The 22,638-nt window shown below is 69.9% G+C and carries 19 protein-coding genes and 1 pseudogene; 11 read left to right on the top strand and 9 right to left on the bottom strand.

The window, feature by feature from the left end; genetic code table 11:
* Nucleotides 1–103 precede the first annotated feature (103 nt).
* Entirely contained in the window at nucleotides 104–1,867 is a 1,764-nt protein-coding gene (gene aspS / locus ABZ098_RS24795; RefSeq protein WP_356594583.1) for an aspartate--tRNA ligase, read from the bottom strand.
* 145 nt (nucleotides 1,868–2,012) lie between these two features.
* On the opposite strand from aspS, the gene ABZ098_RS24800 reads away from it, so the two are divergent.
* Together ABZ098_RS24800 and ABZ098_RS24805 are read left to right on the top strand one after the other, a co-directional pair.
* Complete coding sequence (locus ABZ098_RS24800) at nucleotides 2,013–4,157, top strand: SpoIIE family protein phosphatase (RefSeq protein WP_356594585.1); 2,145 nt, start codon at nucleotides 2,013–2,015, stop codon at nucleotides 4,155–4,157.
* A gap of 143 nt (nucleotides 4,158–4,300) precedes the next feature.
* Entirely contained in the window at nucleotides 4,301–5,032 is a 732-nt protein-coding gene (locus ABZ098_RS24805) for a hypothetical protein (protein WP_356594587.1), read from the top strand.
* A gap of 15 nt (nucleotides 5,033–5,047) precedes the next feature.
* On the opposite strand, the gene ABZ098_RS24810 is transcribed toward ABZ098_RS24805, so the two are convergent.
* The 3 genes from ABZ098_RS24810 to ABZ098_RS24820 form a co-directional block, all read right to left on the bottom strand.
* Nucleotides 5,048–6,019 (bottom strand): pirin family protein, encoded by a 972-nt coding sequence (locus ABZ098_RS24810; RefSeq protein ID WP_356594589.1) that lies wholly within the window; start codon nucleotides 6,017–6,019, stop codon nucleotides 5,048–5,050.
* Between the two features lie 116 nt (nucleotides 6,020–6,135).
* Complete coding sequence (locus ABZ098_RS24815; protein WP_356594591.1) at nucleotides 6,136–8,082, bottom strand: Ig-like domain repeat protein; 1,947 nt, start codon at nucleotides 8,080–8,082, stop codon at nucleotides 6,136–6,138.
* 178 nt (nucleotides 8,083–8,260) lie between these two features.
* Nucleotides 8,261–8,737 (bottom strand): SseB family protein, encoded by a 477-nt coding sequence (locus ABZ098_RS24820; protein WP_123990455.1) that lies wholly within the window; start codon nucleotides 8,735–8,737, stop codon nucleotides 8,261–8,263.
* Between the two features lie 122 nt (nucleotides 8,738–8,859).
* On the opposite strand from ABZ098_RS24820, the gene ABZ098_RS24825 reads away from it, so the two are divergent.
* The 4 genes from ABZ098_RS24825 to ABZ098_RS24840 all read left to right on the top strand — a co-directional run bounded on the left by ABZ098_RS24825 (nucleotide 8,860) and on the right by ABZ098_RS24840 (nucleotide 13,364).
* Nucleotides 8,860–9,669, top strand: coding sequence for an intradiol ring-cleavage dioxygenase (locus tag ABZ098_RS24825; RefSeq protein ID WP_356594593.1), 810 nt, complete (start codon nucleotides 8,860–8,862; stop codon nucleotides 9,667–9,669).
* Nucleotides 9,670–9,798: 129 nt separating this feature from the next.
* Complete coding sequence (locus ABZ098_RS24830; protein WP_356594595.1) at nucleotides 9,799–11,625, top strand: acyl-CoA dehydrogenase; 1,827 nt, start codon at nucleotides 9,799–9,801, stop codon at nucleotides 11,623–11,625.
* A gap of 132 nt (nucleotides 11,626–11,757) precedes the next feature.
* A complete protein-coding gene (locus ABZ098_RS24835) occupies nucleotides 11,758–13,053 on the top strand; it encodes a M18 family aminopeptidase (protein ID WP_356594597.1) in 1,296 nt (431 codons plus the stop codon).
* Nucleotides 13,054–13,121: 68 nt separating this feature from the next.
* Nucleotides 13,122–13,364, top strand: a complete 243-nt coding sequence (locus ABZ098_RS24840; RefSeq protein ID WP_356594599.1) for a DUF6458 family protein — start codon at nucleotides 13,122–13,124, stop codon at nucleotides 13,362–13,364.
* A 27-nt stretch (nucleotides 13,365–13,391) separates the two neighbouring features.
* On the opposite strand, the gene ABZ098_RS24845 is transcribed toward ABZ098_RS24840, so the two are convergent.
* Nucleotides 13,392–13,787: a cupin domain-containing protein gene (locus ABZ098_RS24845; RefSeq protein ID WP_356594601.1), complete on the bottom strand. Its 396-nt coding sequence runs from the start codon at nucleotides 13,785–13,787 to the stop codon at nucleotides 13,392–13,394.
* A 51-nt stretch (nucleotides 13,788–13,838) separates the two neighbouring features.
* Between ABZ098_RS24845 and ABZ098_RS24850 the strand changes: the two genes are divergently transcribed.
* Nucleotides 13,839–14,822, top strand: coding sequence for a helix-turn-helix domain-containing protein (locus ABZ098_RS24850; RefSeq protein ID WP_356594602.1), 984 nt, complete (start codon nucleotides 13,839–13,841; stop codon nucleotides 14,820–14,822).
* Nucleotides 14,819–15,316 (top strand): LURP-one-related family protein, encoded by a 498-nt coding sequence (locus ABZ098_RS24855; RefSeq protein WP_356594604.1) that lies wholly within the window; start codon nucleotides 14,819–14,821, stop codon nucleotides 15,314–15,316. The genes ABZ098_RS24850 and ABZ098_RS24855 overlap by 4 nt, the downstream gene beginning before the upstream one ends.
* Nucleotides 15,317–15,344: 28 nt before the next feature.
* On the opposite strand, the gene ABZ098_RS24860 is transcribed toward ABZ098_RS24855, so the two are convergent.
* Nucleotides 15,345–16,118, bottom strand: coding sequence for a carbon-nitrogen family hydrolase (locus ABZ098_RS24860; RefSeq protein ID WP_356594606.1), 774 nt, complete (start codon nucleotides 16,116–16,118; stop codon nucleotides 15,345–15,347).
* Nucleotides 16,119–16,300: 182 nt separating this feature from the next.
* Here ABZ098_RS24860 and ABZ098_RS24865 point away from each other — a divergent pair, with 182 nt between their 5' ends.
* Entirely contained in the window at nucleotides 16,301–17,125 is an 825-nt protein-coding gene (locus tag ABZ098_RS24865; RefSeq protein WP_356594608.1) for a maleylpyruvate isomerase family mycothiol-dependent enzyme, read from the top strand.
* Between the two features lie 52 nt (nucleotides 17,126–17,177).
* Here the strand turns inward: ABZ098_RS24865 and ABZ098_RS24870 are convergent, their stop codons facing one another.
* The gene (locus tag ABZ098_RS24870; protein ID WP_356594610.1) at nucleotides 17,178–18,491 is read right to left on the bottom strand and encodes an MFS transporter; all 1,314 of its coding nucleotides are present in this window, start codon (nucleotides 18,489–18,491) and stop codon (nucleotides 17,178–17,180) included.
* The gene (locus tag ABZ098_RS24875) at nucleotides 18,488–19,138 is read right to left on the bottom strand and encodes a GntR family transcriptional regulator (protein ID WP_356594612.1); all 651 of its coding nucleotides are present in this window, start codon (nucleotides 19,136–19,138) and stop codon (nucleotides 18,488–18,490) included. The genes ABZ098_RS24870 and ABZ098_RS24875 overlap by 4 nt, the downstream gene beginning before the upstream one ends.
* Nucleotides 19,139–19,346: 208 nt before the next feature.
* Here ABZ098_RS24875 and ABZ098_RS24880 point away from each other — a divergent pair, with 208 nt between their 5' ends.
* Both ABZ098_RS24880 and ABZ098_RS24885 read left to right on the top strand, forming a co-directional pair.
* Nucleotides 19,347–20,246, top strand: a complete 900-nt coding sequence (locus tag ABZ098_RS24880; protein WP_356594614.1) for a serine hydrolase — start codon at nucleotides 19,347–19,349, stop codon at nucleotides 20,244–20,246.
* A gap of 98 nt (nucleotides 20,247–20,344) precedes the next feature.
* Nucleotides 20,345–21,064 (top strand): annotated as a pseudogene (locus ABZ098_RS24885) (Bro-N domain-containing protein); the annotation flags it as partial.
* Nucleotides 21,065–21,209: 145 nt separating this feature from the next.
* On the opposite strand, the gene ABZ098_RS24890 reads toward ABZ098_RS24885, so the two are convergent.
* Nucleotides 21,210–22,628, bottom strand: a complete 1,419-nt coding sequence (locus ABZ098_RS24890) for a dihydrolipoamide acetyltransferase family protein (RefSeq protein ID WP_356594616.1) — start codon at nucleotides 22,626–22,628, stop codon at nucleotides 21,210–21,212.
* Between the last annotated feature and the right edge of the window lie 10 nt (nucleotides 22,629–22,638).

Raw genomic sequence — 22,638 nt, forward strand, 5'->3', positions numbered from 1 at the left:
TAAGAAGGCTGTCACGGGCGTGGGAGCGGACTGTGGCTTCCTGTGACGCCGGAAGGGCCCGGAACCGACATCGGTTCCGGGCCCTTCCCGCGCTGCCTGAGTCCTACTTGGGCTGCGGCTTACGCACCGACAGGTGCAGCTCCCTCAGCCGGGCCTCCTCCAGCTCCGTCGGCGCGCCCATCATCAGGTCCTGGGCGTTGCCGTTGAGCGGGAAGGCGATGGTCTCGCGGATGTTGGGCTCGTCCGCGAGGAGCATGACGATGCGGTCGACACCGGGGGCGATGCCGCCGTGCGGCGGGGCGCCGAAGCGGAAGGCGCGCAGCATGCCCGCGAACTTCTCCTCGACGGTCTCGCGGTCGTAGCCCGCGATCTCGAACGCCTTGAGCATGATCTCGGGCTCGTGGTTCCGGATGGCGCCGGAGGACAGCTCGACGCCGTTGCAGACGATGTCGTACTGCCAGCCCAGGATGTCCAGCGGGTCCTGGTTCTCCAGGGCCTCCAGACCGCCCTGCGGCATGGAGAACGGGTTGTGCGAGAAGTCGATGGCGCCGGTCTCCTCGTCCTTCTCGTACATCGGGAAGTCGACGATCCAGCAGAACCGGAAGACGCCCTCCTCGAAGTGCCCGGCGCGCTTGGCGGCCTCGACGCGGACCGCGCCCATGATCTTCGAGACCTCGTCGAACTCGCCCGCGCCGAAGAACACCGCGTGACCGGCGGCCAGCGACAGGCGCTTGGTCAGCTCGGCGACGTTCTCCTCGGTGAGGAACTTCGCGATCGGACCGGACAGCGAACCGTCCTCGGCGACCCGCACCCAGGCCAGGCCCTTCGCGCCCTGCGAGACCGCGTAGTCACCGAGCTGGTCGAAGAACTTCCGGGGCTGGGCGGAGACGTCCGGCACCGCAAGGGCCCGCACGTGCTTGCCGGCGAACGCCTTGAACTCCGAGCCCTCGAAGACGTCGGTGATGTCGACGAGCTCCAGCTGGGCGCGCAGGTCCGGCTTGTCGGAGCCGTACTTCAGCATCGCCTCGCGGAACGGGATCCGCGGGAACGGCGAGGTGACCTCGCGGCCGCCGCCGAACTCCGTGAACAGCTCGGTCATGAGCTTCTCGATCGGCTGAAAGACGTCCTCCTGCTCGACGAAGCTCATCTCCACGTCGAGCTGGTAGAACTCGCCCGGCGAACGGTCCGCGCGCGCGTCCTCGTCACGGAAGCAGGGCGCGATCTGGAAGTACCGGTCGAAGCCGGAGATCATCAGCAGCTGCTTGAACTGCTGCGGTGCCTGCGGCAGGGCGTAGAACTTGCCCGGGTTCAGACGGGAGGGGACCACGAAGTCGCGGGCGCCCTCGGGGGAGGTCGCCGACAGGATCGGGGTGGCCATCTCGTTGAAGCCGAGGGCGACCATCTTCGAGCGGATCGAGGCGATCACCGACGACCGCAGCATGATGTTCTTGTGCATCCGCTCGCGGCGCAGGTCGAGGAAGCGGTACTCCAGACGCCGCTCCTCGTTGACCCCGTCCTCGGTGTTGATCGTGAACGGCAGCGGGGCGGCCGCGCCGAGCAGCTCGACCTCGCCGACCTCGACCTCGACCTCACCGGTGGGCAGGTCCGGGTTGACGTTCTCGGTGCCGCGGGAGACGACCTTGCCGTCGACGCGGACCGTGGACTCCTTGGTCAGCTTGTCGAGGGCCTCGTACGCGGGCGTGCCCGGACGGGCGACCAGCTGCGTGATGCCGTAGTGATCGCGCAGATCGATGAAGAGGATGCCGCCCAGGTCGCGCCGATTGTGCAGCCAGCCACTCAGCCGGACGTCGGTACCGACGTCAGAGGAGCGGAGCTCGCCGCAGGTGTGGGACCTGTACCGATGCATCGTCGTTCATCCAGTCTTCGCGGATCGAGGGGCGTGTTTCACGTGAAACAGCTCCCAGCCTACCGGGGACCCCGAGATCGCCTCCCCACCATTACGACTCGGCCAACAGTGGCACTTCCGGAGCCCCTGTTCTTAAAGTGGGGCAATGCGCACTGGTGAGCCCCTGCCCGCCGTGGGGGAGGTCCTCACCGCCCTCGCGACCGGCCTGTGGCAATGGGACACCGCCACCGAACTGGTCACGGTCGACGCGGAGGCCGCCCGGCTGCTCGGGCTGCCCGCCGAGCGGGCCACCCTCACGGAGGCCCAGGCACGGGCCCGGCTGCACCCGGTCGACTGGAACGAGATCATCAGCGTCGTCGGACTCGCCGTCGCCGAGGACACGCTCGCCGAGGTCCGGATCAGGATCATGGACGAGCGGGGCCGGGTGACCCGTACCGTGCGCAGCCGCTCCAAGCCGTCGTACGACCGGGCCAAGAAGTCGTTCCGGCTGATCGGCACCCTCCAGGAGGTCACCGAGCCGACCCCCGGCACCCCCGCCGGACGCACCGCGGTCACCGGCGACTGGCGGCGCTCCCGCGAGGCCTTCCTGCTGGACGCGGGCCGCGCCCTCGCCGAGGCCCGCTCCACCGCCGAGGTGCTGCGGGTGGCCGCGGGCCTGTCCATGCCGGGTTTCAGCCCCGACGGTCTGGCCGTCTTCGGCGTCGAGGGCGACCGTTTGACGATCATCGGCCACCACGGCCAGCAGCCCGGTGACGAGAGCCCCTTCTCGCACATGTCCCTGGGGACGGACTACCCGGCCGCCGAGGTCGTGCGCACGGGCCGTGCCGTCTATCTCTCCAGCCCCGAGGCCTACCGCTCGCGCTACCCGGTCACCTGGCCGCTCGCCCAGCGCTTCGACCGTCAGTCCTGGGCGTTCCTGCCCCTGACGGTGGCCGGCCGCACGATGGGCGCGTGGATGGCGGCCTTCGCCTACCCGGTCGCCTTCACCCCGGACGAGCGCTCGGTCCTCACGACGGTGGCCCGCATGCTGGCCCAGGCCCTGTCCCGCGCGGGCCTGGCCGAGTCGGAACGCGAACTGACCGACGGCCTCCAGCGCTCGATGCTCCCCACCCTGGGCCCCGAGATACCGGGCATGACCGTCGCCGCCCGCTACGTCCCCACCGGCGGCGGCCTCCAGGTCGGCGGCGACTGGTACGACATGATCCCGCTGCCCGGGGGCACCTCCCGGACGAAGTCCGGCACCGGACGGTTCGCCCTGGTCATCGGGGACGTCCAGGGCCATGACGTACGGGCGGCGGGCCTGATGGGCCAGCTCCGCATCGCCCTGCGCGCCTACGCCGCCGAGGGCCACCGCCCCGACGCGGTCCTCTCCCGCGCCTCACGCTTCCTCAACGGCATGGCGTACGGCGTCGACGACCCCTCCGACACGCGCTTCGCGACCTGCCTGTACGTCGAGGCCGATCCGGTGACCGGCGTTCTGGAGGTGGCCCGGGCGGGCCATCCCGACCCGGCGATCCGCATGGCCGACGGCACGGTCCTGGCCCGCCGCACCGAGGGCGGTCTCCCGCTGGGCATCGACCCGGACGCCGACTACCCCACGACCCGGATCACCCTGGAGCCGGGCGAGACGCTGATGCTGTGCACCGACGGGCTGATCGAGACCGGCGGCCACGACTTCGAGACCGGCTGGAAGCGCATCCGCGCCATCCTGGAGACCCATGACGGCGACCTGGAGGCACTCGCCGACGCCCTGATCCAGGCCGTCCACGGCCCCTCCTCGCACCACACCACCGGCCCCCTCGCCGACCGCCGCGAGGACGACATCGCGGTCCTGCTGCTGCACCGGGAGGGAGACGCCCGGGACCCGGCCGTCGTAAGGCCCACGGTCCGCCGCACCATGCTGTCGGTGGCCCAGGCGGAGCCCGAACGGGTCGGGGTGGCCCGCCAGCAGCTCCGCGAACTGCTGCACGACTGGCCCTCCGCGGACCAGGTCGACTCGGCGGTCCTGCTGCTGTCCGAGATGCTGACCAACGTCCTCGTCCACACCGACGCGGACGCGCTGCTGCTCGCGGAGGTCCGCGGTGAGGCGGGCGAGCGCCGGATGCGGATCGAGGTCACCGACACCAGCGACGACCTCCCGCACAAACGCCGCCCCGGCGAGCTGGCCTCCTCCGGCCGGGGTCTGATGCTGATCGAGCTCCTGGCGGACGTGTGGGGGGTGGACCCCCGGGGCGAGGGCATGAGCATCTGGTTCGAGCTGTGCGAGTCCTCCGGCGAGCCCTCCGCATAGGGCGGGGTCAGGCGGCAGACGTCAACACGCATCCCCCACTCTCACCCATTCAAGTGACCACCGAGCGACTGGCGGCGACGGCTCCCGCACCGCCTGCACGATGTGTGCCCTGGCCGTGACCCGACCGCAGGCAAGGAAGTCGCATGGGCAAGCCCGCATCCCAGAAGGACCGTGCCAAGGGGTCCTCGTTCTCGCTGTCGTACGAAGGCGCCGAACGCGAGCCTTCCAAGAACCACATCAAGGTGGGGAAGGGCGGCTTCTCGTTCAAGGGATCGACGCTGGCTCTCGTCGCCCTCGCCGCCCTGACCGTGGCCGGCGCGGGGACCTACTGGATGCTGACCGGTCAGGGCCAGGGCAGCCCGAGCGGTGCGGGCGTCACGCCGGGCACGAGCGTGACCTCAGGCGGGGCCGACGCCGCGGCGGCGCCGGCGAAGACCGGGCCACCGCAATCCCCGACGCCGGGTGTCACCCAGGCGGTCGACGCGGGGCCGGCGGCGGTACGGGAGCACCGCAAGGTCGTCCTGCGTTCGGGATCCAACGTGGACCTGGACTTCACCAACGGCCAGTCCGACATCATCTTCTCGCTGCCCGCGAACGCCGCCGACGGCTATGCCATCGTCGGCGACAACGGCGACCTCGCCACCGTCGACGGCCCCGCGACCGCGGAGAGTTGCGCCGCGGCCACCGAGTTCGGATTCGCCGTCGACCAGAAGAACATCCGCCGGGGACTCACGGCGTGCGTGCTCACCGACGAGAACCGGGTCGCGGCCATCACCGTCCTCGGCTGGCAGGCGGACGACGCGAACTACGAGGGCGGCCTGTCGTCCGTCACCATGGACGTCACCACCTGGGAGAAGCCCGAAGGCGCCGCGTGACGCCCGGCGGGCGACCTACAGCCCGCCCTCGGTCATTCCGTGCACCGCCGGTACCGTCCCCAGCCGCCCCTTCTGGAAGTCGTCGAACGCCTGCTGGAGTTCCTCGCGGGTGTTCATGACGAACGGGCCGTAGTGGGCCATCGGTTCGCGGATCGGCTGTCCGCCCAGCAGGACGACCTCCATGTCCGGAGTGTTCGAGTCCTGCTTCTCGTCCGCGCGGACGGTCAGCGAACCGCCGGCTCCGAAGACCGCCGTCTGGCCCAGGTGGATCGGGCGGCGCTCGGCGCCCACCGCACCGCGGCCCGCCAGCACGTACGCCAGCCCGTTGAAGTCCTCACGCCACGGAAGGGTGATCTCCGCGCCCGGCGCCAGCGTCGCGTGGATCATCGTGATCGGGGTGTGGGTGACACCGGGACCCTGGTGGCCGTCCAGCTCACCGGCGATGACACGGAGCAGCGCGCCACCGTCCGGCGTCGACAGCAGTTGCACGTTGCCGCCCCGGATGTCCTGGTAGCGCGGCGCCATCATCTTGTCCTTGGCCGGCAGGTTCACCCAGAGCTGGAGCCCGTGGAAGAGCCCGCCGGACATCACGAGGGCCTCCGGCGGAGCCTCGATGTGCAGGAGACCCGAACCGGCCGTCATCCACTGGGTGTCGCCGTTGGTGATGGTGCCCCCACCGCCGTTGGAGTCCTGGTGGTCGAAGATCCCGTCGATGATGTAGGTGACGGTCTCGAAGCCGCGGTGCGGGTGCCAGGGGGTGCCCTTGGGCTCTCCCGGCGCATACTCCACCTCACCCATCTGATCCATCATGATGAACGGATCGAGGTGCCGGTAATGGATTCCCGCGAACGCCCTGCGCACCGGGAAGCCCTCCCCCTCGAAGCCACTCGGCGCGGTCGTCACGCCGAGGACGGGACGGGCCACCGCGTCCGCCGTCGCGGCCACGCGCGGCAGGGTCAGCGGGTTGTCGACAGTCACTGCGGGCATGTCGGTACCTCCTTGTGGTTGGTTCGAGTTTAGTTGAGCGTTGAACTTCCTGCCACCCCTAACGGCAGAAGCCCGGAGGGAATTCCCTCCGGGCCTTCCGTCACGGGCCTACCGCGTCAGTTGCTGAAGTACAGGTACTTCCATGCCCCGTAGGTCGTCGAGTTCACGGTGTCGCCGGACGAGCCGTTGACGTACACCGACCGCATCCGCGCCCGGATGCCGGACTCACCGGCCGCCTCGAGCGTGACGGCCGACTTGCCGTTCGAGCCGAGCGCGAAGTACTCCGAGCCCGCCGAGTACCAGGTGCCCTGGTAGTAGACCTCGAGGTCCATGCGCTGCTCGCGGCCCGGGTAGTAGGTCATCGTCGTGGTGAGCACCGGGTCGGTGTTCTTGTGGAACCAGTAGTACGACGTCGAGCCGATCTTCGCCGTCTTGTAGTGCTTGGAGACGGCCGTGGAGACCTTGACCCGGGCGTACGCCGTGGAGGCCACCGTCTTCGGCTTGTACCGGGCGTCGCCCGAGAAGACCGCGGTGACCTTGGTGTCGCGGGTCATGTCCACCACGGCGGAGATGTTGCCGTCGGCGTTGACGGTGCCGGTCTTGATCAGCTTCTTCCCCCGGTCGCTGCCGAAGGGGTCCGCGTAGATCGAGACCGAGCGGTTCTTGTACGTCGTGCCGAGGTGCGCGGTGAACTTGACGTCGGTGCCGTAGTTGTACAGCTTGCCGTTGTTGTTCAGGCTCAGCGTGGTCGCGGCGCGGGAGACCTCGACGCTGTCGGAGGCGGTGGCCGCGGTGTGCGTGGCGTCGCCCGCGTACTTCACCGTGTACGTCACCTTGCCGCCGGCGGGCGGGGTGTTGGTGAAGGAGTACGTGCCGTCGGCCTTCACCGTGACGGCCGGCAGCGCCTTGCCGTTCGGGCTGTCCAGGTCGGTGCGGGTGACCGAGAGCTTGGCCCCGGCGGGCAGCGGCACCGTCGCCGAGAGCTTGCCGGTGACGGTGAGCGACTTGGCCCGGGTGGCGGTGGAGGGCGCGTTGACCGTGAGGGTGGGGACGTTGAGGTTGGGGTCGGTGAGCACCTTGACCGTCCAGCCGCCGTTGCCGGCGACGAGGGCGAAGACCCGGGAGGAGTCGCCGGCCCAGGCCACGTCGGCCGCGGGCTGGGTGCCGGTGCTGTAGGAGCGGACCGGCTGCGTGGCGCTGGGCCGGTAGATCGCGACCTTGGTGCCGGTGACCTGGGCGATCAGGCCGCTGCGTCCGACGTCCGCGGACTGTCCGCCCGGGTAGGCGCCGGCCTTGGTGAGGCTGCCGTTCGCATAGGCGTGCCGGTCGGTGCCGTTGACGAGCACCTTGTCGTCGCCGGCGACGAGGTCGATGTCGCCCACGCCGTCGTTCAGCTCGTACGAGGTGTCGTTCCAGGCGATCACCTCGGGCGTGCCGCTCGACACGTCGAGGACGGCCTCGGCGCCCGTGGAGACCCCGGTCACGCCGACGGCCAGCAGGCCCGGCCGCAGCGGGTCGGTGTCCAGCAGGGCCTGCCCCCACAGCCCGCTGCCCGTTCCCTCGGTCGGGAGCTGGGTCAGCGCCACCGGGTCGGCGCCCGTCGTCGGGTCCACCGCCAAGTCGACCGAGCCCAGGTCGCCGTCCCACTGGTCGCCGTAGGAGAACCAGACCTTGCCCCCGGCGAAGGCCACGTGGCGCGGGCCGGTGCCGGTGGCGACCGGGTAGCGGGCCTTGACCTGGAGGTCGGCCGCGTTCAGGGCGACGATCTCGTGGCTGGTGGGCAGGGCCGCGTAGAGGGTGGCGCCGTCGTCGGAGACGGCGAGGTCACCGGCGTTGTCGAGGCCGGTGGCCTGGGCGACGAGGGTGCCGTTGTAGTCGGTGGCCAGGATCTGGCCGTCGGCCTGGTCGCTGACGAAGACCCGCCGGAGGGCGTCGTCCACGACGAGGCCGCCGGGGCTGGTGACCACGGCGGAGGCGGCCGAAGCGGTGCCGGCCGCGGCGACGCCGAGCGCCACCGAGCTGAACATGACCGCGAGCGCCGTCGCGGTCGAGGTGCTGCGCATGCGCACAGTGATGAACCCCCACAGAGAATCCCGGCGGTGCCGGGAGAGCTGAAAGCGCCGCGCGGCACCCGGACGCGAACCGCCGGAAGGCGGTGGCGTGCGGGGCGCGGCTGCCGAAGGGAACTCTATGGCATGGCAGTGACAATCGAACGGGAGTTTTGAACTCGCGATGCGACGGCTACCCGTACATCCGCCGCATCGCGAACTCGACCATCTGCTCCACGGCCTTCGCGTCGAAGACGATCCGGTGTTCGCCCTCCATGTCCAGGACGAAGCCGTAGCCCGTGGGCAGCAGGTCGAGGACCTCGGCGCCGGTGATGACGAAGTACTTGGACTCCTTGCCCGCGTACCGCCGCAGCTCCTTGAGGGTGGTGAACATGGGGATCACCGGCTGCTGGGTGTTGTGCAGGGCGAGGAAGCCGGGGTTGTCGCCGCGCGGGCAGTAGACCTTGGACGTGGCGAAGACCTGCTGGAAGTCCTCCGCCGCCAGCTGCCCGGTGGTGAAGGCACGCACCGCGTCCGCGAGGGAGGGCGGGGACGGCTCGGGGTACAGCGGCGGCTGCTGGCCGTACCCGCCCACACCGCCGGCCATGGGCTGCTGCGGTGGGACGCCGTACTGCTGCTGGGCGCCGGCGTTCTGGTCGTAGCCGTACATGGGCGTAAGCGTACCGAGGGGTGCGGGGGCCGCGGACGGCTACCGGCCATGCGGGAAACCGACAGCGACCCGACAGCCGCCGGCTCTGGGTCTGCGGGGCCCGTCGCTCGTAGCGTCGACCCATGCGCCGACACCACGACGACGAGAGCCACGAGCACGACAGAGGGCTCTCCTACGACCTTCCCGTGCTCGCCCGCCGACGGATGATCAGGCTCATGGCGGGAGCGGGGGTGGGGGCGGCCCTGGTACCCCTGGCGGGCTGCACGGCCGACGCCACCTCCTCCTCCACCTCGGCGGCGGACTGCGCCACGGTCCCCGAGGAGACCGCCGGCCCCTACCCCGGCGACGGCTCGAACGGCGTGAACGTGCTGAAGGAGAGCGGGGTCGTCCGCCGCGACCTCACCCGGAGCTTCGGCGACTCGGCCGGCGGCACCGCCGAGGGCGTGCCCCTGACGCTCACGCTCACCGTGCTGGACGCCGGCTCCGGCTGTGCGGACCCGAGGAAGGGGGCCGCCGTCTACGTCTGGCACTGCGACCGGGAGGGCGGCTACTCCCTCTACACCGAGGGCGTCACCGACGAGAACTACCTGCGGGGCGTCCAGGAGACCGACGCGAAGGGGCAGGTCACCTTCACCACGGTCTTCCCCGGCTGCTACACCGGCCGCTGGCCGCACATCCACTTCGAGGTCTACGGCAGCCTCCGGGACGCGACGCGGGCCACCGCGATCACGAACACCTCGCAGCTCGCGCTCCCGAAGGACGTCTGCGACACGGTGTACGCGACCGAGGGCTACGAGCGGAGCGTGGACAACCTGGGCCGGCTCTCGCTGGAGTCGGACAGCGTCTTCCGGGACGGCCACGATCAGCAGCTCGCGGCCGTGACAGGAGGCGTCGAGAAGGGCTACACCGCGACACTGACCGTCACGGTGTGAACCGTCACAGATGGCGGGCTCGGGGTTGCGGCTTATTACCGACGGGTAGCATCATCGTAGCTACTTGTTGGTATGTGAACTAGCGCGAGGAACCAGGTGCCTCGCCGAACTCTTTACGGAGCCGTCGCCATGGGGCACTACAAGTCGAATCTGCGCGACATCGAGTTCAACCTCTTCGAAGTACTCGGCCGCGACAAGCTGTACGGCACCGGGCCCTTCGCGGAGATGGACGTCGAGACCGCGAAGAGCATCCTGGAGGAGCTGACCCGCCTCTCGGAGAACGAGCTGGCGGAGTCCTTCGCGGACGCCGACCGCAACCCGCCGGTCTTCGACCCCGAGACGAACACCGCGCCCGTCCCGGCGTCCTTCAAGAAGAGCTACAAGGCCTTCATGGACTCCGAGTACTGGCGGCTGGGCCTGCCCGAGGAGATCGGCGGCACCACCGCGCCCCGCTCGCTCATCTGGGCGTACGCGGAGCTGATCCTCGGCGCCAACCCGGCCGTGTGGATGTACTCCTCCGGCCCGGCCTTCGCGGGCATCCTCTTCGACGAGGGCAACGACGTGCAGAAGCACATCGCGAAGATCGCCGTGGACAAGCAGTGGGGCTCCACCATGGTCCTCACCGAGCCGGACGCCGGCTCGGACGTGGGCGCCGGCCGCACCAAGGCGGTCCAGCAGGAGGACGGCTCCTGGCACATCGAGGGCGTCAAGCGCTTCATCACGTCCGGTGAGCACGACATGGAGGAGAACATCCTCCACTACGTCCTCGCGCGGCCCGAGGGCGCCGGTCCCGGCACCAAGGGGCTGTCCCTCTTCCTCGTTCCCAAATACCTCTTCGACTTCGAGACCGGCGAGCTGGGCGAGCGCAACGGCGTCTACGCGACGAACGTCGAGCACAAGATGGGCCTGAAGGCCTCCAACACCTGCGAGATGACCTTCGGTGACCGCCACCCCGCCAAGGGCTGGCTGATCGGCGACAAGCACGACGGCATCCGCCAGATGTTCCGCATCATCGAGTTCGCCCGCATGATGGTCGGCACGAAGGCGATCTCCACGCTCTCCACCGGCTACCTCAACGCGCTGGAGTACGCCAAGGAGCGCGTCCAGGGTCCGGACCTGGCCAACTTCATGGACAAGACCGCCCCCAAGGTCACCATCACCCACCACCCCGACGTGCGCCGCTCGCTGATGACGCAGAAGGCGTACGCGGAGGGCATGCGCGCCCTGGTGATGTACACCGCGGCCGTCCAGGACGAGATCCAGGTCAAGGAGGCGGCCGGCGAGGACGTCTCCACCGAGAACGCCCTCAACGACCTGCTCCTGCCGATCGTGAAGGGCTACGGCTCCGAGAAGGCCTACGAGCTGCTCGCCCAGTCCCTCCAGACCTTCGGCGGCTCCGGCTTCCTCCAGGAGTACCCGATCGAGCAGTACATCCGGGACTCCAAGATCGACACCCTGTACGAGGGCACCACCGCGATCCAGGGCCAGGACTTCTTCTTCCGGAAGATCGTCCGCAACCAGGGCGCCGCGCTGAACTCCCTCGCCGAGGACATCAAGAAGTTCCTGGCGCTCGGCACCGGCGGCGAGGAGCTCGCGGGCGCCCGTGAGCACCTCGCGAAGGCGGCCGTCGAGCTGGAGGCGATCGTCGGCCTGATGCTGACCGACCTCGCGGCCACCGAGCAGGACGTCAAGAACATCTACAAGGTGGGCCTCAACACCACCCGCCTGCTGATGGCCTCCGGTGACGTCGTCGTCGGCTACCTGCTCCTCAAGGGCGCCGCGATCGCCGCCGAGAAGCTGGAGACCGCCTCCGCCAGGGACAAGGCGTTCTACACCGGCAAGATCGCGGCGGCGAAGTTCTTCGCGGCCAACGTCCTGCCCGGCGTGACCCTGGCCCGCAAGGTCGCCGAGGGCGTCGAGCTGGACCTGATGGAGCTGGACGAGGCCGCGTTCTAGTCCCCGCGACGCCGCGCTCCGTTCCGGGCGGGGCCGCGTTCTAGGACACACCTGCACAGCTCCACACCGTCCGCACGAGAGCCCGCTCCCATCGCCGGGAGCGGGCTCTCGTACGTCGTTAAGGTGAACCCCATGAGCGCACCCCACCGCTTCGACCGCGGCCACACCGACGACCTCATGACCTTCCTGGCGGCGAGCCCCACCCCGTACCACGCGGTGGCGAACGCCGCCGAGCGCCTGGAGAAGGCCGGCTTCCGCCAGGTCTCGGAGACGGACGCCTGGGACGGGGCGAGCGGCGGCAAGTACGTGCTGCGCGGCGGCGCGATCATCGCCTGGTACGTCCCCGAGGACGCGGCGCCCCACACGCCGTACCGCATCGTCGGCGCGCACACCGACTCCCCGAACCTGCGGGTCAAGCCGCTGCCGGACAGCGGAGCGCACGGCTGGCGCCAGGTCGCCGTGGAGATCTACGGCGGTCCCCTGATGAACTCCTGGCTGGACCGTGACCTGGGGCTGGCCGGCCGGCTGACCCTGCGGGACGGTTCGACGCGGCTGGTGAACGTGGACCGGCCGCTGCTGAGAGTGCCCCAGCTCGCCATCCACCTGGACCGCGCGGTGTCCTCGGACGGGCTCAAGCTCGACAAGCAGCGGCACCTCCAGCCCGTCTGGGGTCTCGGCGACGACGTGCGCGACGGCGACCTGATCGCCTTCCTGGAGGAGGAACTGGGGCTCGGCGCGGGCGAGGTGACCGGCTGGGACCTGATGACCCACTCCGTGGAGGCGCCCGCCTACCTGGGCCGGGACAAGGAGCTGCTGGCCGGCCCGCGGATGGACAACCTGCTGTCCGTGCACGCCGGGGTGGCCGCCCTGACCGCGGTGTCCGGCACGTCCGGGCTGCCGTACATCCCGGTCCTCGCCGCCTTCGACCACGAGGAGAACGGTTCGCAGTCGGACACCGGGGCGGACGGGCCGCTGCTCGGCGGGGTGCTGGAGCGCTCGGTGTTCGCGCGCGGCGGGTCGTACGAGGACCGGGCGCGGGCCTTCGCGGGGACGGTCTGCCTGTCCTCCGACACCGGGCACGCCGTGCACCCCAACTACGCGGAGCGGCACGACCCGACGCACCACCCGCGCGTCAACGGCGGCCCGATCCTCAAGGTCAACGTCAACAACCGCTACGCCACCGACGGTTCGGGGCGGGCCGTGTGGGCCGCCGCCTGCGAGCGGGCCGGGGTGCCCTTCCAGTCCTTCGTCTCCAACAACTCCATGCCCTGCGGCACGACCATCGGCCCGATCACCGCGGCCCGGCACGGCATCAAGACCGTCGACATCGGGGTGGCGATCCTGTCGATGCACAGCGTCCGGGAGTTGTGCGGCGCCGACGACCCGCATCTGCTGGCGAACGCTCTGGTGGCGTTTCTGGAGGGGTAGTTCGCGGGAAGTGGGGGTACCCGGGATTCCGGACCGGAACTACCGGACCGGACAGGGAGGCGACACTCATGGGCCTCGGCGGGTGCATCATCCTCATCGCCGTGGGAGCAATCCTCACGTTCGCCACCGACTGGCACATGCAGGGGGTCAACCTCGACCTGGTCGGTGTGATCCTGATGATCGTGGGACTGATCGGCGTGACGACGTTCAGCAGCATCGCCCGGCGGCGGCGCGTGGTGGTACCGCCCACCACGTCGACGGTCGTCGAGGAGCGGCGCCGCGACGGATACTCCGACGGATACGGCATGTAAGGAACACCGACCCGCCGCGCCTGGTGGTCACCGGTTCAGCGCGTGCCCCGTCGTCACGTCCACGTGGGCCGGTACCTCGTCGTGGCGGTCGCCGACCGTGGAGGTGCCGGTCGGTTCGAGGAGGAGGATGTCGGTCGGGACGGGGGCGTAGGGCTTGTGCTCGACGCCTCGCGGGACGGTGAAGACGGACAGCCTCGGCAGGACGACCGTGCGTTCGCCGGCCGGCTCGCGCAGGGAGATGTGCAGTTCGCCGTCGAGGACCAGGAAGAACTCGTCGGTGTCGTCGTGCACGTGCCACAGGTGCTCGCCCTCGACATGGGTGACGCGCACGTCGTAGTCGTTGACGGCGGTGACGATGCGGGGGCTCCACTGCTCGGTGAAGGAGGCCAGCGCGGCGGGCAGGGAGACGGGTTCGATTGCCATGGCGTCATCGTGCGGGCGCCACGGCCGCCGTACGAGTGCTAGAAATCGCACATGGCGCAAGAATCCTCTCACCGTGTCGTCCTGCTGGTGGACGAGAACTCCAACCCGTTCGAAATGAGCTGCGCCATCGAGGTCTTCGGGCTGCGGCGGCCGGAACTGGGCCGGGAGCTGTACGACTTCACCCTGTGCGCAGACGGGCCGAGCATCCGTATGCGGGACGGCTTCTTCACCCTGACCGGGGTCGCCGGTCTGGAGGCGGCGGACGAGGCGGACACCCTGATCGTGCCGAACCGGCCCGACATCGACGCCCCGCGCTCGCCCCGCGTGCTGGACGCCGTACGACGGGCACACACGCGTGGCGCCCGGCTCGTCGGCTTCTGCTCGGGCGCCTTCACGCTGGCGGAGGCCGGGCTGCTGGACGGGCGGCGGGCCTCCTGTCACTGGATGTGGGCCGACTCCTTCCGGGCCCGCTTCCCGCGCGTCCGGCTCGAACCCGACGTCCTCTTCGTCGACGACGGCGACATCCTCACCGCGTCCGGCAGCGCCTCGGCGCTCGACCTGGGGCTGCACCTCGTACGACGGGATCACGGCGCCGAGGTCGCGAACGCGGTCTCCCGCAGGCTCGTCTTCGCCGCCCACCGCGACGGCGGGCAGCGGCAGTTCGTGGAGCGGCCCGTACCGGACGTACGGGACGAGTCGCTGGGACCGCTGCTCGCGTGGGCGCAGGAACGGCTGGGGGAGCCGCTGACCGTCGCCGGCCTGGCGGCCCGCGCGGCCGTCTCCCCCGCGACCCTGCACCGCCGCTTCCAGGCGCAGCTCGGCACGACTCCGCTGGCCTGGCTGACGGGGGAGCGGGTGGCGCTGGCCTGCCGGCTCATCGAGCGCGGGGAGGAGCGGCTGGACGTGGTGGCCGCGCGGAGCGGTCTGGGGACGGCCGCGAACCTCCGCGCGCGTGTGCGGCGCGAGACGGGACTCAGCCCGTCGGCCTACCGGCGGCGTTTCGGGACCGGCGCGGGGGAAGCGGTAACGGCATGAGATTCCTCGTACGCGACCGGCTGCTCGGCATCGGTGACGACTACTGGATCGAGGACGACCGGGGCAACAAGGTCTTCCTCGTCGACGGCAAGGCCATGCGGGTCCGGGACACCTTCGAGCTGAAGGACACCCACGGGCGGGTCCTGATCGACATCCACCAGAAGATGTTCGCCCTGCGCGACACCATGGTGATCGAGCGGGACGGCGTGCCCCTGGCGAAGATCAAGCGCAAACGCCTGTCGCTGCTGCGCAACCACTACCGGGTGACCCTCGCCGACGGCGGCACCGAACTCGACGTCAGCGGCAAGATCCTCGACCGGGAGTTCGCCGTCGAGTACGACGGTGAGCTGCTCGCGGTGGTCTCGCGGCGCTGGCTGCACGTCCGGGAGACCTACGGCGTCGACATCGTCCGGGACGACGCGGATCCGGCGCTGCTCATCGCGGTGGCGGTGTGCGTGATCCACCTCGCGGAGAAGGAGCGGGAGGACGACTGACCCGGTGGCCGGGGGTGAGGGCCCGGTTTCAGAGCACCCGGTCCTTCAGGGCCGGGAACTGCTCCCGGGTCACGGCCACCTTCCCGGGGTCGAACTCCACCGTGAGGACCTGCTCGCCGGCGCCCGCCTCCGCGAGAACCTCGCCCCAGGGATCCACCACGATCGAGTGACCTGCCTGTGGAACTCCCGCGTGCGTCCCGGCCGTTCCACAAGCGAGCACGAACGCCTGGTTCTCGACCGCCCGCGCCCGGGCCAGCAGCGTCCAGTGCTCCCGGCGGCGCTCCGGCCAGCCCGCGGGGATCACCAGGGTCTCGGCGCCCGCGTCGACGAGCCCGCGGAAGAGTTCGGGGAAACGGAGGTCGTAGCAGGTGGCGAGGCCGACGGTCGTCTCCGGCAGACGGACCGTCACCAGGTCCTCGCCCCGGCCCATCAGCACGGCCTCGCCCTTGTCGAAGCCGAAGCGGTGGATCTTGCGGTAGGAGGCGGCGCGCTCACCGGAGGGCGAGAAGAGGAGGGAGGTGTTGTAGAGGGTGCCGTCAGGGGCCCGCTCGGGGATCGAGCCCGCGTGCAGCCATACGCCCGCGTCGCTCGCGGCCTTCGCCATGACCTCGTGGGTCGGCCCTTCCAGCGGCTCGGCCTCGCTCCCGAACTCCTCGAAGGCGAAGGCCCCGGTGGTCCACAGTTCCGGCAGGACGACGAGGTCGGCTCCGGCCTGGTCCCGTACCAGTGACGCCACGCGACGCCGACGCGATTCGACCGATTCGCCCTCATCCACGGCGATCTGGATCACAGAGGCGCGCACACTACCACCGTCCTGGCATTCGGGCCGTCCATTACGGGCCTACGATCGTCACACGAAAGCACTGCCGGGGTGCCTCACAGCAGCGTAACTTAGCGTTCCAAGACACCCGCCGACAGCCACCACCTCCACTGGCAACGCCGCCATCACCAGCCCGTGCTCCGACCGCCGAGGGGTCCCGTTCCGTGAGTCTGCATCCCACCCTCCAGCCCTACGCCGACGCCTGGACCCACTCCATCGAAGCGATATCCGAGCTGGTGAACCCCCTCGTGGAGGGGGAGTGGAACCGCCGAACCCCGTGCCCCGGCTGGTCGGTGAGGGATGTGGTGTCCCATGTCATCGGCCTGGACTGCGAGATGCTGGGCGACCCGCGGCCCATCCACACCCTTCCCCGCGACCTCTTCCACGTCACCAACGACCACCAGCGGTACATGGAGATGCAGGTCGACGTCCGCCGTCACCACACGGCGCCGGAGATGACCTCCGAGCTGGAGTACGTCATCATCCGCCGCAACCGCCAGCTGCGGAACGACTCCCGTGACCCCGGCACGAAGGTGCGCGGTCCGCTGGGGACCGAACTGACCCTCGCGGACTCCATGCGCCAGCACGCCTTCGACGTCTGGGTGCACGAGCAGGACCTGCGGGCCGCCCTGGGCCGGCCCGGCAACCTCGACTCCCCCGGCGCGCACATCGCCCGTGACGTCCTGCTCGCCGCGCTCCCCGACATAGTGGCCGTCAAGGCGGACGCGCCCCGCAGCTCGGCGATCGTCTTCGACGTGCACGGCCCCGTCGAGTTCCTGCGCACCATCCGCGTCGACATCCAGGGACGCGGCACCCTGGAGACCGCCCCCGCCCTCGGCCCGGCCGCCTCCCTCAGCCTCGACTGGGAGACCTACGTCCGTCTGGCCTGCGGTCGGGTGAGCCCGGAGTCGGTGGCGGACCGGGTGAAGGCGGAGGGCGACCCGGACCTGACGTCGGCGATCCTGCGGAACTTCACCGTCACGAAGTAGCGGACGGGGCGGCCGGAGCGGGACCGGCCCGTCCCCGTGCGCCGACGTCCGTTCAGGCGGGCACGTGGACCGTCTCCACCCGGCTTGCCACCAGGCGTTCCCGCTCCCGGCGGGCCGCGCGTCCGCGCAGCCGCAGGATCTGGCTGACGCCGAGCGCCTGGAGCACGAAGACGGAGGAGAAGGCGACCGTGTAGTCGTCGCCGGTCGCGTCCAGGAGCACACCGACGGCGAACAGGGTGGTCATCGACGCGACGAACCCGCCCATGTTGGTGATGCCCGACGCGGTGCCCTGCCGCTCCGGCGGATTCGCCGGCCGCGCGAAGTCGAAGCCGAGCATCGACGCCGGTCCGCACGAGCCGAGCACCGCGCACAGCACGATCAGCAGCCACATCGGCGCCCGCTCGCCCGGGTAGGCCAGCGTGGCCGCCCACAGCAGCGCCGTCGCGCCCACGGTCCCAAGCGCGAGCGGCAGCCGTGCGCCGTGGTGCCGGGCGACGACCTGGCCGTAGACCAGACCGACGACCATGTTGGACAGCACGACGAGGGTGAGCAGTTCGCCCGCCACCGCCCGGGACAGCCCCTGCGCCTCGACGAGGAACGGCAGGCCCCACAGCAGCAGGAACACCATCGCCGGGAACTGGGTCGTGAAGTGCACCCACAGCCCGAGGCGGGTGCCGGGCTCCCGCCAGGACGCGGCGATCTGGCGCCGGACGTAGGCCGCTCCCCGGTGCGGGAAGGGCTCCGGCTCGTGCCCCTCGGGGTGGTCCTTGAGGAAGAGCAGCAGCAGGACCAGCACGACCACGCCCGCCAGCGAGCTGCCGGCGAACGCGGGCGTCCAGCCGATGCCGTGCAGCAACCGGGCCAGGACCAGCGTGGAGACCAGGTTGCCCGCCATGCCGGCGAGCCCGGCGAGCTGTGCGACCAGCGGGCCGCGTCGGGCCGGGAACCAGCGGGTGCCCAGGCGCAGCACGCTGATGAAGGTCATGGCGTCACCGCAGCCGAGCAGGGCGCGCGAGGCGAGGGCGGTGCCGTACGACGGTGAGAACGCGAAGCCGAGCTGGCCCGCCGTGAAGAGCACCACGCCGATCGTCAGCACCTTCTTGGTGCCGAGCCGGTCGACGAGGAGGCCGACCGGTATCTGCATGCCGGCGTAGACGAGGAGCTGGAGGATCGAGAACGTCGACAGGGCCGAGGCGTTCACATGGAAGCGGTCGGCCGCGTCGAGGCCGGCGACCCCGAGCGAGGTGCGGAAGATGACGGCGACGAAGTAGACGGAGACGCCGATGCCCCACACGGCCATCGCGCGCCGGCCGCCCGGGGGCGCCCCCTGAGGGCGCGGGTCACCCGGAAGAGTGGACCTGCTCATCGGACCTCACCCCGGGCGAGGTGGGAGAACCACTCGACGTGGCCGTGGATCAGTCCCACGACAGCCTCCGCGTCGCCGGCGCGCAGGGCGTGGAGGATCTGCTCGTGCTCGGTGAGGGTCTTGGTGATGCGGTCCGGGTGGGCGTGCATGACGGCGACGCCCATCCTGAGCTGGCGGTCGCGGAGCTGGTCGTAGAGCCGGTTGAGGATCTCGTTGCCGCCGCTGCGGACGATCTCGGCGTGGAAGCAGCGGTCGGTGACGGCGGCGCCGGCCAGGTCCCCGGCGGCGGCCTGCTCCTTCTGCCGCGCGAGCAGTTCTTCGAGGCGCGCGATGAGCTGGGGGGAGGCGGGGACGGCCTTGCGGGCGGCGTGCTCCTCGACGAGCTGCCGGGTCTCGACGACGTCGGCGATCTCCTGTGCGGAGACGGGCAGGACCAGCGCTCCCTTTTTCGGGTAGAGCTTGATCAGCCCTTCGACCTGGAGCCGCAGCAGCGCCTCGCGCACCGGTGTCCGGGAGACCCCGACGGCCTCGGCGAGCTCGCCCTCGGTGAGCAGGGTCCCGCCCTCGTAACGGCGGTCCAGGACGCCCTGCTTGACGTGGGCGTAGACGCGATCGGCGGCGGGCGGCTGTTTCACGGCCAGACTCATGCCCACAGCATAGATACAACAGGTACGCATGATGAGTCCCGTCCAGTATGCGGACCTCGCGCGGAACTCTTACCGACGAAAACGACACCCGCCCCATCCGGAGCACAACCTTGTGTGCTACTTACGTGTCACACACGTGCGGCCCCACTTTCTTCCCCTTTCAACTCGGCCGCACTCAGGGGCATTCGACGTATTCGGGGTATTTCAGTTGATTACCGCCACCAAGGGCCTCCGCGTCCGCAGAGCCGCAGCCGTCGCGATCACGACCGGCGCAGTGCTCGCCACCGGAGCTCTCACCGCGGCACCCGCGCAGGCGCTCACCACGCCGACCATCACCGCCAAGGGCGGATTCCTGATGAACAGCGCGACCGGCTCGACCCTCTACAGCAAGGCGCCGAACACGAAGCGGCTCACCGCTTCCACCACGAAGATCATGACCGCCAAGGTCGTGCTCTCGCAGTCGAACCTGAACCTGGACGCCAAGGTCACCATCAAGAAGGCGTACAGCGACTACATCGTCTCCAAGGGCGCGTCGTCCGCGCACCTGATCGTCGGCGACAAGGTGACCGTCCGTCAGCTCCTCTACGGGATGATGCTGCCGTCCGGCTGTGACGCCGCGATGGCCCTCGCCGACAAGTTCGGTTCGGGCTCGACGGTCTCCGCGCGCACCAAGTCGTTCATCGCGAAGATGAACACGACGGCCCGCAGCCTCGGCATGACGAACACGAAGTTCGACTCGTTCGACGGCATAAGCAATGGTGCGAACGCCTCGACGCCGAAGGACCTCACGCTGCTCGCCCGCAACGTGATGAAGAACTCGACCTTCAAGTCCGTCGTGAAGACCAAGTCCTACACGGCCAAGACGATCACGAAGACCGGCAGCACCCGCACCATGGGTGCCTGGGCGAACACCAACACCCTGCTCGGCTGGAACGGCACGCTCGGCATCAAGACCGGCTCGGGCACCGATTCCAAGTACTGCCTCGTCTTCGCCGCCACGAAGAACGGCGAGTCCGTCATCGGCGCCGTCATGACGTCCTCGTCCGCGGCCAACCGCACGACCGACGTGAAGAAGCTCATCAACTACGGCTACGCGAAGATCAGCTGACGCACCGGAACATCCGAAGAGGGGCCCGTCGCTGTCGCAGCGGCGGGCCCCTTCGTCATGCCGGACACGTGTCGAACCTGGGAATTTCCCTCGCAGGGGTGAATATCGAACCCAGCAAGCGGCCCGAGGCGGGCAAGAGGCATGAGGCGATCGACGTCGGCGACTTCGTCTACGCGGCGACCGGACACCGGATTCGGCGACTGACCATGCCGGACGGGAGTCATTGGTTTCCGGCAGTGGACGTGTGCAAACAGTTGGGACACACCAACACCCAGAAGGCACTCTCCGACCATGTCCCAGAAGAGCACCGAGACATTCTCGAGACCCTAACTGGAGGTTACGGTCTCAGCGTTCCCGCAGGTAGAGAGTGGCGTCGAGACCTGAACGTCATCTCTCTCCAAGGGCTGATCCTTCTCGTCAACGCCTGCACCAAGCCCGCCTGCGCTCCCTTCAAACAGTGGGCCGCAGAAGTGATCGAGACCGTCCAGCGAGAGGGCTCCTACACCCTCGAAGAGGCCGAGGTGCAGCCCTCCGAGCCGGGCGCGCCCATCGCCTACGCCATGCCGGAGCAGGTCGCCGAGGCCATCGTCCGGCTCGAAGAGCGCAATCTCCAGGCCGACGAGCAGTTCGCCGCCGCCCAGCACAAGTCGATCGTGCTGCAGGAGGCGATCGTGGAGTCGCACCGCGAAATGCTGGAGTCACAGCGCGAGATGCTGGAGACGCAGCGTGCCACTCTCGCGGCCCAGCAGACCATGGCTCTGGCCATGGAGCGCATCGCGAACCGGCTCGACGCCCTGGTCCTCGAACGCCCGGCGCCCACCGCCGACCTGTCCGCCGAGGACGGGGCTCCGGTGTATGTGCTCAACCAGCCCTGAGTGCTCCCGTGAATGACTGAAGGGGCGGCCGCAAACCGAACTTGCGGCCGTCCCTTCAGTGTTGGACAACTGGTCCACTGCGCGCGGGTCACGCCCAGGTGATGAGTTTCTTCGGCTGTTCCAGGATCGCCGCCACGTCGGCGAGGACCTTGGAGCCCAACTCCCCGTCGATCAGGCGGTGGTCGAAGCTGAGGGCCAGAGTGGTGACCTGGCGGGGCTTCACCTTGCCCTTGTGCACCCAGGGCTGGAGCTTGATCGCGCCGACGGCGAGGATCGCGGACTCGCCCGGCGGCAGGATGGGGGTGCCGGTGTCGACGCCGAAGACGCCGACGTTGGTGATGGTCACCGTGCCGCCCTGCATCGCGGTCGGCGAGGTGCGGCCCTCCTTCGCCGTCGCCACCAACTCGCCCAGCGCCTCGGCCAGCTGAGGAAGCGTCTTCGCGTCGGCGTCCTTGATGTTCGGGACGATCAGGCCGCGCGGGGTGGCCGCCGCGATGCCCAGGTTGACGTAGTGCTTGAGGACGATCTCCTGGTTCGCCTCGTCCCAGGACGCGTTGACGTCCGGGTTGCGCTTGATCGCGACCAGGAGGGCCTTGGCGATCAGCAGGAGCGGGTTGACGCGCAGGCCCGCGAAGTCCTTGTCCTGCTTGAGTTCCTCGACGAGCTTGAGGGTGCGGGTCACGTCCACCGTCACGAACTCCGTGACGTGCGGGGCGGTGAACGCGGAGCCGACCATCGCCTGCGCTGTGGCCTTGCGGACCCCCTTGACGGGGACACGGGTCTCGCGGGCCGTGTCGTACGAGGCAGCCGGGGCCGCCGGGACCGCGGGGGCCTGGGTCACCGGAGCCTGCGTGACCGGCACCGGCGCCTCGGTCGCGGTGACGGCCGCGTGGACGTCCTCGCGGGTGATGATTCCGTCCGGACCGGTGGGGATCACCGTGGTCAGGTCGACGCCCAGGTCCTTGGCCAGCTTGCGCACCGGGGGCTTGGCCAGCGGGCGGGGGGCCGCCGCCGGAGCCACCGCCCCGTGACCGTTCAGCTCGGTCCGGACGGCTGCCGACGCCTGCTGGCCCGGCACCTCGGGCCCCTTGCGGGGACGCCGCTTGGTGGAGGAGGCGGCCACGCCGTAGCCGACCAGGACCGGCTGGCGGCCGGTGCCCTCCGGCTTCTTCTCGGCGGCGGCCGCGGGGGCCTCCGGAGTCACGGTCTGCGTCCGCTCGGCCGGGGTCTCCTCGGGCGCGGCGCCGCCACTCACGTCGATCGCGATGATCGCGGTGCCCACGTCGACCGTGGTGCCCTCGGGGAAGCGCAGGTCGCGCACCACCCCGTCGTAGGGGATGGGCAGTTCGACGGCCGCCTTGGCCGTCTCCACCTCACACACCACCTGCCCGTCGGTGACCGTGTCGCCCACCTGGACGTACCACTTGAGGATCTCCGCCTCGGTCAGGCCCTCACCCACGTCGGGCATCTTGAACTCGCGTACGGACGTGTCCGTCATCGTCGTCACGACCCTCTCC

It is taken from the genome of Streptomyces sp. NPDC006335 (genome assembly GCF_040612795.1).
Taxonomy (GTDB): Bacteria; Actinomycetota; Actinomycetes; order Streptomycetales; family Streptomycetaceae; genus Streptomyces.